The 10,683-nt window shown below is 68.1% G+C and carries 11 protein-coding genes; all 11 read right to left on the bottom strand.

The features are described 5' to 3' along the window. Window positions 1–464, bottom strand: a 464-nt coding sequence (locus tag H0523_RS16790) for a ComEA family DNA-binding protein (RefSeq protein ID WP_180180096.1), incomplete at its 3' end; no start/stop codon positions are given. Between the two features lie 194 nt (window positions 465–658). Continuing rightward, window positions 659–1,648: an ADP-glyceromanno-heptose 6-epimerase gene (gene rfaD, locus H0523_RS16785; RefSeq protein ID WP_054429482.1), complete on the bottom strand. Its 990-nt coding sequence runs from the start codon at window positions 1,646–1,648 to the stop codon at window positions 659–661. Further along, entirely contained in the window at window positions 1,645–2,586 is a 942-nt protein-coding gene (gene rfaE1, locus H0523_RS16780; RefSeq protein ID WP_054429483.1) for a D-glycero-beta-D-manno-heptose-7-phosphate kinase, read from the bottom strand. Before rfaE1 ends, rfaD begins: the two co-directional genes overlap by 4 nt. Continuing rightward, window positions 2,583–3,800: a lipopolysaccharide assembly protein LapB gene (gene lapB / locus H0523_RS16775; RefSeq protein WP_054429484.1), complete on the bottom strand. Its 1,218-nt coding sequence runs from the start codon at window positions 3,798–3,800 to the stop codon at window positions 2,583–2,585. Before lapB ends, rfaE1 begins: the two co-directional genes overlap by 4 nt. Window positions 3,801–3,861: 61 nt before the next feature. Continuing rightward, a complete protein-coding gene (locus H0523_RS16770; protein ID WP_006388264.1) occupies window positions 3,862–4,176 on the bottom strand; it encodes a lipopolysaccharide assembly protein LapA domain-containing protein in 315 nt (104 codons plus the stop codon). A gap of 128 nt (window positions 4,177–4,304) precedes the next feature. Further along, a complete protein-coding gene (locus H0523_RS16765) occupies window positions 4,305–4,664 on the bottom strand; it encodes an integration host factor subunit beta (RefSeq protein ID WP_006393620.1) in 360 nt (119 codons plus the stop codon). A gap of 3 nt (window positions 4,665–4,667) precedes the next feature. Then, window positions 4,668–6,380, bottom strand: a complete 1,713-nt coding sequence (gene rpsA / locus H0523_RS16760; protein ID WP_026382780.1) for a 30S ribosomal protein S1 — start codon at window positions 6,378–6,380, stop codon at window positions 4,668–4,670. 231 nt (window positions 6,381–6,611) lie between these two features. Then, window positions 6,612–7,301: a (d)CMP kinase gene (gene cmk, locus H0523_RS16755; protein ID WP_054429485.1), complete on the bottom strand. Its 690-nt coding sequence runs from the start codon at window positions 7,299–7,301 to the stop codon at window positions 6,612–6,614. Between the two features lie 32 nt (window positions 7,302–7,333). Further along, complete coding sequence (gene aroA, locus H0523_RS16750) at window positions 7,334–8,656, bottom strand: 3-phosphoshikimate 1-carboxyvinyltransferase (protein WP_054429486.1); 1,323 nt, start codon at window positions 8,654–8,656, stop codon at window positions 7,334–7,336. A 5-nt stretch (window positions 8,657–8,661) separates the two neighbouring features. Further along, a complete protein-coding gene (locus H0523_RS16745; protein ID WP_054429487.1) occupies window positions 8,662–9,564 on the bottom strand; it encodes a prephenate dehydrogenase in 903 nt (300 codons plus the stop codon). Continuing rightward, the gene (hisC, locus tag H0523_RS16740; RefSeq protein ID WP_054429488.1) at window positions 9,561–10,682 is read right to left on the bottom strand and encodes a histidinol-phosphate transaminase; all 1,122 of its coding nucleotides are present in this window, start codon (window positions 10,680–10,682) and stop codon (window positions 9,561–9,563) included. Before hisC ends, H0523_RS16745 begins: the two co-directional genes overlap by 4 nt. Window position 10,683: the final 1 nt, after the last annotated feature.

Here is a 10,683-nt window from a genome sequence, read left to right as displayed (position 1 = left end):
CTGGCCGCGCCACCCGCGGGGGCGGCCTTGGCGGCGCCCGCCCCCGGCGCGGATCTGACCGGCGCCGGGACCGCCGCCTTCGCGCCCGCGACCTTCGGATCAGCGCCCGCCGCGCCCACCGTCAGGCCGCCGGCCCCCAGGGCCTCGGCCTTCTTCTGGCTGATGCCGCGCACCCGGTCGGCGAGGTCCTGCAGCGACTCGAACCGGCCGGCGCGCTCGCGTTCGCCGACGATGATCTGCGCCGTGCGCGGCCCGATGCCGCGGATGCCCTCGAGCTGCTGCGCGGTGGCGTCGTTCAGGTCCAGCGCCTGCGCCGGCGCGTGCGCCACGCCGGCTGCCAGCAGGGCCGCGCCCAGCGCCTGGCGCAACACGGGCGGGCCGCGTCGCGCGGCAACGGGTTGTGGGCGGCGCCACGGCAGCGCGGGCAGGCGGCGGGCGACGGTGGAATGGAGGAAGGGATTCATGGACAGGTCTCCGGAAAAACGCGGCGCAACGGTTGCCGCGCCACCTCCGGATCATGGCCCGCCGGGCATTCCCCGCGGATGCCCGGTGAATGGATTGATCCACCCCGGCAACTACGCGGGCGAAAAAAAACCGCCCGGAACGGCGGCTCTTTTTTGACACGGACCGGCCACCGCCAGGCGGCGGCCGGCGCGCCTTACTTGCGCGCGCGCCAGTAGCGCACGTACTCGGCCACGCCGGTCTGCACGTCGCGCATCGGGGCGGTGAAACCCGCCGCGCGCAGGCGGCTGACGTCGGCCTGGGTGTAGCTCTGGTAACGGCCCTTCAGGTCGTCCGGGAACGGGATGTAGCGGATCAGGTCCAGCTCGACCAGCTGGGCCAGCGTCAGTTGCGCCTCGCCGCGCTCGGCGCGCAGCGTGTTGACCACGGCCGCGGCGACGTCGTTGAACGGCTGGGCCCGGCCCGTGCCGCAATTGAACACGCCGGACTGCTCCGGATGATCGAGGAAGTGCAGGTTGACCGCCACCACGTCCTCGACCGAGATGAAGTCGCGGCTCTGGCCGCCATCCACGTAGCCGTCCCAGCCGGCGAACAGGCGCACGTGGCCGTGCTCCAGGAACTGGTTCATGTTGTGGAAGGCCACCGACGCCATGCGGCCCTTGTGCTGCTCATGCGGACCATAGACGTTGAAATAACGCAGCCCCACGACCTGCGCGGTCAGGCTGTCCATGCGCTTGCGCAGCACCTGGTCGAACAGCAGCTTGGAATAGCCGTAGACGTTCAGGGGGCCTTCGTTGGCCGGATCTTCCACGTAGATCGACGAACCGCCGTAGACCGCGGCCGACGAGGCATACAGGAAGGGAATGCGGCGCGCCTGGCAGAACTCGAACAGCTCCAGCGTGACGCGGTAGTTGTTGTCGAGCATGTAGCGGCCGTTGCGCTCGGTGGTGTCCGAGCAGGCGCCCTGGTGCAGCACGGCGCGGATCTCCGGCAGGCTGCCATCGGCGACGCGGCGACGGAAGTCGTCCTTGTCCATGTAGTCGGCGATCTTGCAGTCGACCAGGTTGACGAACTTGTCGCCCTCGGTCAGGTCATCGACCGCGATGATGTCCTCGATCCCGCGGCGGTTCAGGCCGCGCACCAGGTTGCTGCCAATGAAGCCCGCGGCTCCGGTAACGACGATCATGAGAGTTCTCCTGCCAGTTCGGCGGCGGTGACGACGGACGTGCCCAGCTTGCCCACGGCGATGCCGCCGGCCCGGTTGGCCCAGCCCATGGCATCCGCCCACGGCAGGCCGATGGCGCGCGAGACGGCCAGCGTCGCCAGCACGGTATCGCCCGCGCCGGACACGTCGAACACCTCGTGCGCCTGCGCGTCGATGTGCTCGCGGCCCGTGTCGGTAAACAAAGTCATGCCCTGCTCGGAACGCGTCACGAGCAAGGCTTCCAGGTCCAGATCGGCGCGCAGGCGCTGCGCGCGATCGGTCAGTTCGGATTCGGAATTCCAGCGGCCCACGGCCTGCTGCATTTCGGAACGGTTGGGCGTGACCAGCGTCGCGCCGCGATAGCGCGAATAGTCGTCGCCCTTGGGATCGACCAGCACCGGGATGCCGGCGCTGCGGGCCAGCGCGATCAGCGACTCGACCCGCGTCAACACGCCCTTGGCGTAGTCGGACAGCACCACGATGTCGTGGTTGGCCAGGTGACGCGCCAGCGCGGCGTCGATGCTGTCGAGCGCCTCCTGCGCCGGGTGCTGCTCGAAGTCGACGCGCAGCAGCTGCTGCTGGCGGCCCAGCACGCGCATCTTCAGCGTGGTGTGCAGGCTCAGGTCGGTGATCAGCTCGGCCTGGATGCCGGCCTCGGCGGCCAGGCGGCGCACGCTGTCGCCGGCCTCGTCCTCGCCCAGCACGCCCACCAGCGTGACGTGGCCGCCCAGCGCGGCGACGTTGCGCGCCACGTTGGCGGCGCCGCCCAGGCGGTCCTCGCGGCGCGCGACACGCACCACCGGCACCGGCGCCTCGGGGGAAATACGCTCCACCTCGCCGAACCAGTAACGGTCCAGCATGACATCGCCCACCACGAGCACGCGGCTATGCGAAATGGATTCGGCGGGAAATTGGCTCATTCAAGTTCTTCCAGACGGCGCGGCGCGTAGGTTTCCCAGGCGTTGCAGCCAGGACATTGCCAATAGAAGCGGCGCGCTTGAAAACCGCAGTTCCGGCACGCGTAGCGGTCCAGTCGTTGCGTATGCTTGTGAATCAGGCTGCGCAGCAGCGTGAGGTCGGCTCCAGGCACGGGGCCATGCTCGCTCGCGCCCTCCGGATTGGCCAGTTCGGCCTCCAGCAGGCGGTCCAGGCCGAGCAAAGAGGGATGGTTGCGCAACGCGCCCCGGGCAAAGGCCCAGGCCGGCGCGGAGCCCTGCTGCACGCGCAATTCGCGGAACACGACGTTGAACAGGTCGAGCGAGGCGTGGCGCGCGTATTGGCGCTGCAGCAATTCCAGCCCGGCCTCGGCCTGGCCGGCGGCGCGATAGTTGGCCAGCAACTGCTCGGCCACCAGGCCGGCGTACTCGGGGGCGTCGGTCATGACCGACTCCAGGTACAACCGCTCGCGCTTGGGATCCTGTTCGATCAGCGCCAGGCGCGCGCGCAGCATGGCGGTGCGCACCACGGCGCCCTTGCTCGACATGCCGGCGTCGGCGGTCGACAAGGCATGGTCGGCGGCATCCAGGGCGGCGTGCGCGGCATCGACGTTGGGCGGCTTGGCCGCCAGCGCCGTCGCGGCCTGCTCGCAGTAGTAATGCACGATCTGCGGCACCGGCTCGTCCACCAGGCCGTGCAGCGTCTTGACGGCCTCGATGGCGCGCGGCCAGTCGTGCTCGGATTCGTAGATGCGGATCAGCGAACGCAGCGCCGGCAAGGCGTAGCGCGTGTCCTTGAGCTGCTCGAAGCCGTTTTCGGCGCGGTCGAGCATGCCGGCCTTGAGGAAGTCCTGCGCCAATTCGTGCTGCGCGTGCTCGCGCTCGGCGGCGGGCAGGTCGGAACGGTTCAGCAGGCTCTGGTGCACGCGGATGGCGCGCTCCATTTCGCCGCGGCGACGGAACAGGCTGCCCAGCGCGAAGTGCAGTTCGGTGGTCTCGGGATCGAGCTTGGCCACCTCGACGAACGCGTCGATGGCGCGGTCGGGCTGCTCATTGAGCAGGAAGTTCAGGCCCCGGAAATACGAATCGGGCAGGCTGCGGGTTTCCCGCAACATCTGCCGGATGTCGAAGCGCGCGGCCAGCCAGCCGAGCGCGAACAACACCGGCACGAATATCAACCACCAAGGTTCAAAATCCACTATGCGGGCTCTTGCGTAGATTCAATGCGGAAAAGAAAGGCTTGCGGACGGCGCGGCGCCGTCACAGCGGCGACATCGGCGCGACGGCTTCCGGCGGCACGGCCGGCGTGGTGCCGTTCACGGCGGCCTGCACGCGGTCGAGCTCGCGGCGCAGGCGGATGGCCTCGCGGCGGCGGCGCATGGCGGCCGGCACGGTCAGCAGCAGGCCGAACAGGGCGCCGACCACGAACACCACCAGCATGACGACGATCAGCGGCACATCCTGCACCACGTAATCGGCGTAGAACTTCACGGCGACGGGATCGGTGTTCTTCAACGCGAACATCAATACCGCCACGAACACGAGCAATCGCAGGGCCCAGACAAGGTAGCGCATGACGCATGCTCCTAAGAATTCGAGAGGGTCAATTGTAAGCGACCTCCGCAAAAACAAAGCCCCTTGATTGCTCAAGGGGCGTTTGCTCGCGGTCCGATCTGCCCGAAGGCAGCTTGCTGGCCGTGCCGTCAGTGCATGGCGTGCATGCTCGCCATGGACGGCATCGGTTCACTCGATCCAGAGGATTGAGCGTCCTCGTCATTGCCGCCGACCAAATCCACCCGCTCGCGCAACTCCTTGCCCGCCTTGAAGTGCGGCACCTGTTTGCCAGGCACCAGCACTTGTTCGCCGGATTTCGGATTGCGGCCGATACGGGGAGACCGCTGCGACAGCGAGAAGCTGCCAAAACCGCGGATCTCGATGCGCTGGCCCGAGGCCAGGGCCTGGGTCATTGCATCGAGCACGGTCTTGACCGCGTAATCGGTGTCGCGGGCGGCCAGCTGAGGATAGCGGGCCGCCAAGGCGGCGATCAGCTCCGACTTGGTCACGAATTAACCGTCGTTGCGCTGTTGGTCCAGCTTGGCCTTCAGCAGCGCGCCGAGGTTGGTGGTGCCGGACGAAGCGCTGGCGTCGGACATGCGCTGGATCGTTTCGGCGGTTTCGGCGTTGTCACGGGCCTTGATCGACAGCTGGATCGAACGCGTCTTGCGGTCGATGTTGACGATCATGGCTTCGATGTTCTCGCCGGCGGTCAGCACGGTGGTGGCATCTTCGACGCGGCCCGAGGAGATCTCGGAAGCGCGCAGGTAGCCTTCGACGTCCACGGACAGCGTCACGACGGCGCCCTTGGCTTCGACCGACTTGATGGTGCCCGGAACCACGGCGCCCTTGTCGAACGTGGCAACGAAGTTGTTGAAGGGGTCGCCTTCCAGCTGCTTGATGCCCAGCGAGATGCGTTCCTTGTCGGTATCGATGCCCAGAACCACGGCTTCGATCTCGTCGCCCTTCTTGAAGTTGCGCACGGCTTCTTCGCCGGTTTCCGTCCACGACAGGTCGGACAGGTGAACCAGGCCATCGATGCCGCCGGGCAGGCCGACGAACACGCCGAAGTCGGTGATCGACTTGATGGCGCCGCGGACCTTGTCACCACGCTTGAAGTTGGTGGCGAACTCTTCCCACGGGTTCTGGCGGCACTGCTTCATGCCCAGCGAGATGCGACGACGGTCTTCGTCGATTTCCAGGACCATGACTTCGACTTCTTCGCCCAGGGTCACGACCTTGCGCGGATCGACGTTCTTGTTGGTCCAGTCCATTTCGGAGACGTGCACCAGGCCTTCGATGCCGGCTTCGACTTCAACGAACGCGCCGTAGTCGGTCAGGTTGGTGACCTTGCCGAACAGGCGGGTGCCTTGCGGGTAGCGGCGAGCCAGGCCCACCCACGGATCTTCGCCCAGCTGCTTGACGCCCAGCGAGACGCGGCTCTTTTCCTGGTCGAACTTGAGGACCTTGGCTTCGACTTCCTGACCCACTTGCAGGACTTCGGAGGGGTGACGCACACGGCGCCAGGCCATGTCGGTGATGTGCAGCAGGCCGTCGATGCCGCCCAGGTCCACGAACGCGCCGTAGTCGGTGATGTTCTTGACCACGCCCTTGACCACAGCACCTTCGTGCAGGGTTTCGAGCAGCTTCTGGCGCTCTTCGCCCATGCTGGCTTCCAGCACCTGGCGACGCGACAGCACGACGTTGTTGCGCTTGCGGTCGAGCTTGATGACCTTGAATTCGAGGGTCTTGCCTTCGTACGGGGTCGTGTCCTTGACCGGACGCAGATCCACCAGCGAACCCGGCAGGAACGCGCGGATGCCGTTGGTCATGACGGTCAGGCCGCCCTTCACCTTGCCGGTGATGGTGCCGGTGACCAGCTCGCCGTTTTCCAGGGCCTTTTCCAGTTGCAGCCAGGCCGACAGGCGCTTGGCGCGGTCACGCGACAGGATGGTGTCGCCGTAGCCGTTTTCCAGGGAATCGATGGCCACCGAGACGAAATCGCCGGGTTGCACTTCGAGCTCGCCCTGGTCGTTCAGGAACTCTTCCAGGGGGATCAGCGCTTCGGACTTCAGGCCGGCGTTGACGACGACGAAGTTATGGTCGACGCGCACGACTTCGGCGCTGATGACCTCGCCGGACTTCATGTCCTGGCTCTTGAGGCTCTGGGCGAAAAGGTCGGCGAAACTTTCGCCGCCGGTGGCGGTAGTGGAAACGGAAGACATGGGGTTGAAATCCATTGGGCCGAAATGGCCGTTAAGAACACACCGCAGCGGATTGCCCGCCACAGTGGAGTCAAAATACCTGCCTGCCGGTTTGCCCTTGCGGGGTGTCCCGTGGGGGTTTCGCCTGGCGAAGACAGGGCCGATAAAAAAAACGACTGGCGAAGATGCCCGCCATTCAAACGACTGGCGGGGATACCCGCCATTCAAACGAGATTGGCCGGTGCCCGCCCCTCAATGCGTGGGGCTGGCCTGCCAGAGATCCAGTATTGCCTGCACGGTTTCCGCAATCGTCAGATTCGACGAATCCAGCACGTGTGCATCCGCTGCGGGAGCAAGCGGCGCCGTGGCGCGCTGCGTGTCGCGGGCATCCCGCTCGCGCATATCCCGCAAAAGGTCGTCTAGATTAGCAGAAATTCCCTTTTCGATCAACTGCTTACGCCGCCGCTCGGCTCGCGCGACCACATCGGCCACCAGGAACACCTTCAGGGACGCATCAGGGAACACCACCGTGCCCATGTCGCGGCCGTCGGCCACCAGTCCGGGAAGCAGGCGGAACGCGCGCTGGCGCTCGAGCAGCGCCTGCCGCACGCCGGGGAACGCCGCCACGCGGGAAGCGAAGTTGCCGACGGCCTCGCGGCGGATTTCATGGCCGACGTCGGCGCCTTCCAGATAGACGTGAGGGCCGTCGAAACGCACATCCAGCGTCTCGGCCACCCGCGCCACGGCGGGCTCGTCGGCCGCGTCGACGCCGCGGTTGATCGCCGCCAGGGCGGTCAGCCGGTAGAGCGCGCCGCTGTCCAGCACCGCCCAGCCCAGCGCCTTGGCGACGCGGTGGGCGACGGTGCCCTTGCCCGAGGCGGTGGGGCCATCGATGGTGATGACAGGGGCGGCGGAAGTCACGATCGGATCAATCGAAGTCATGTAGAGGGGCAATGGGCCGAAGCCCTGGTTCGCTACGCCGACACCAGGCCGGCGTAGACATCAAAGTAACCCGGGAACGTCTTGCTGACGCAACCCGGATCCAGAATCCGCACCGCGGCCGGGCCGAACGCGGCCAGCGAAAAGCACATCGCCATGCGATGGTCGTCCCAGGTGCCGATATGCGCGTCGCGCCAGGCGCCGTCGGCCGGCGGGGTCACGCGCAGCCAATCCGGCCCCGATTCCACCTGCGCGCCCAGCTTTTCCAGCTCGGTCTGCATGGCGTGGATGCGGTCGGTCTCCTTGACGCGCCAGCTGCCGATGTTGCGCAGGCGGCAGGGGCCGTCGGCGTACAGCGCCAGCGCGGCGGCCGTCATGGCGGCGTCGGGGATCAGGTTGAAATCGGTGTCGAAGGCCTTCAGGTGACCGCCCTCGGCCACGCGCACGCCGGTCACCTCAATCCAGCCTTCGCCGTAGGTCACGGTCGCGCCCATGGCGGCCAGGGTGTCGGCGAACTTGACGTCGCCCTGGATGCTGTCGGCGCCCACGCCGGTCACCCGCAGCGGGCCGCCGCCGATGGCGCCAAGCGCCAGGAAGTACGAGGCGGTCGAGGCATCGCCCTCGACCGCGATCTGCCCCGGACTGCGGTAGCGCGCGCCGCCGGCGATGGTGAAACGGCTCCAGCCGTCGCGCTGCACGGCCACGCCGAAGCGCGCCATCAGGTTCAGCGTGATCTTAATGTACGGCTTGGAGATCAGCTCGCCCGCCACTTCGATCACCACCGGCTGGCCGCTCTGCGCGGCCTGCAGCGGCGCCGCCAGCAGCAAGGCGGTCAGGAACTGGCTGGAGACCGAGCCTTGCACCCGCGTCACGGCCGGCGTGGCGATCTCGCCGCGGCCGATATGCAGCGGCGGATAGCCGGGCTGCCCCAGGTAGTCGATACGGGCGCCGAGCGCCTTGAGCGCATCGACTAGGTCGCCGATGGGACGCTCGTGCATGCGCGGCACACCCGACAGGCGGTAATCGCCGCCCATCAGCGCCAGCGCCGCCGTCAGCGGCCGGATCGCGGTGCCGGCATTGCCCATGAACAGGTCGGCGCTGTCGACCGGAAAACGGCTCACGCCGCGCACGGTGACGCGGCCCTCGGCCAGCTCGGACACCGCCACGCCCAGTTGGCGCAAGGCGGCCAGCATGACGCGGGTGTCATCGGAATCGAGCAGCCCGGTGATGGCGGTCTCGCCGTCGGCGATGGCCGCCAGCAGCAGCACGCGATTGGAAATGCTCTTGGAACCGGGCAAGGCCATGACGCCCTGCGCGCGCCGCGCGCGCGGCAGATCCAGGAAAGGCAAAGCGCCCATGTCGATTACTCCTTGCGCCAGTTGCGGCGCGCCTGCGCCGCCGTGTCCAGCAATGCCAGCAAGGCCGCGCCGTCGCCGCCGTCGATCGCGCGCTCGGCCCGATCCAGCACGGCGCGCACGGCCGCCAGCTCGGCCAGCATGGCGTCGCGGTTGGATAGAAAGATATCGCGCCACATCTCGGGCGAGCCCGCCGCGATACGGGTGAAGTCGCGGAAGCCGCTGCCGGCCAGCGCCAGCCGCGTGGCGGCGTCATCGGCGGTGGCGACCTGCTCCATATAGACCGACGACAACAGGTGCGGCAGATGGCTGACCGAGGCCAGCACGCGGTCGTGCGCGTCGGCGTCCATGTCGATCACGCGGGCGCCACAGGCCTGCCAGGCCTCGCGCACCCGGGCCACGGCGGCGGCGGCGTTCTCCGCCAGCGGCGTCAGGATGACGCAGCGGTCTCGATACAGGCCGGCAGCGGCGGCATCGGGGCCGGTGCGCTCGGCGCCGGCAATCGGATGGCCCGGCACGAACTGGCCAATGCGCGCGCCCAGCGCCAGGCGGGCGGCATCGACCACCTCGGCCTTGGTGCTGCCGCCGTCGGTCAGCAGGGTGCCATCGCGCAGCTGCGGCAGCATGCGCGCCAGCATGTCCTTCAGGCCGCCCACGGGCGTGGCCAGGAACACCAGGTCGGCGCGGGCGGCGGCCTCTTCGGCGCTGACGACTTCGTCGATCAGGCCCAGTTCGACCGCGCGCGCCAGCGACGCGGCATTGCGGCCCACGCCCAGCACCCGCCCCACCTGCCCCGCCTGGCGCAGGGCCGCGGCGAAGGAACCGCCGATCAGGCCCACGCCGACGACGGCCAGCACAGGAATCAGGGGGCCAGCGGCCCCCTGATTCGGCTTGGAGGTCGCGCCGTTCATTCGGACAGGATGGCGGTCAGCGCGTCGATGAAGCGGGCGTTCTCTTGCGGCAGGCCGATGGACACGCGCAGCCACTCGGGCAGGCCGTCGCCGGCCACCGGGCGCACGATCACGCCGCGCTTGAGCAACGCCAGGTTGATGCGCGGCGCATCGCCCACGTGCACCAGCACGAAGTTGCCATAGCTGGGCACATAGCGCAGCTTGAGACGGTCGAAGGCTTCGCACAGCTGCGCCTTGCCGGCCTTGTTGGAGGTGTAGGCCTGTTCCAGATAGGCGGCATCGCCCAGCGCGGCCACGGCGGCGGCCTGCGCCAGCGTGTTGACGTTGAACGGCTGGCGCACGCGGTTGAGCAGGTCGGTCAGGGCCGGCTGCGCCACCGCGAAGCCCACGCGCAGGCCGGCCAGGCCGTAGGCCTTGGAGAACGTGCGCGAGACGATCAGGTTGGGAAAGCGGCGCACCAGCGCGGTGCTGTCGAAACGGAATTGCGGCTCGAGGTATTCGTTGTAGGCCTCGTCCAGCACCACCGTGACGCGGTCGCCATGGGCGGCGTGGACGCGCTCCAGGAACGCGGCCACCTGGTCGCCCGGCACGAAGGTGCCGGTGGGGTTGTTGGGGTTGGCGATGAACAAGAGGCGCGTGTCGTCGGCGATGGCGTCGAACATGGCGTCCAGGTCATGGCCGTAGTCCTTGGCCGGCACCACGATGTGGCGCGCGCCGCGGGCCTGCGTGGCCAGGCGGTAGACGGCGAACGAATGCTGCGCGTAGACCGCCGAGGCGCCCGGCTCCAGCAGCGCCAGCGCGGCGATTTCCAGGATGTCGTTGGAGCCGTTGCCCAGCGTGATCCAGTTCATCGGCACTTCGTAGCGCGCGGCCAGCGCGGCCTTCAGGTCAAAGCCGTTGGGATCCGGGTAGCGCGCCAGCGACTCGGCGGCGGCCAGCATGGCGGCGCGCGCCGACTGCGGCATGCCCAGCGGGTTCTCGTTGGAGGCCAGCTTGACGATCCCGGCCGGATCCAGCCCGAATTCGCGGGCCAGTTCCTCGATGGGCTTGCCCGCCTGGTAGGGCGCGATGGCGCTGACGTGCGCGGGAGCGGCGAGAGGCTTGGAAGTGTTGGTCATG

The sequence above is a fragment of the Achromobacter insuavis genome (assembly GCF_902859645.1).
Taxonomy (GTDB): Bacteria; Pseudomonadota; Gammaproteobacteria; order Burkholderiales; family Burkholderiaceae_B; genus Achromobacter; species Achromobacter insuavis.
The sequence above is the reverse complement of the archived record's forward strand: the minus strand, read 5'-3'. Positions and strand labels throughout refer to the sequence as shown.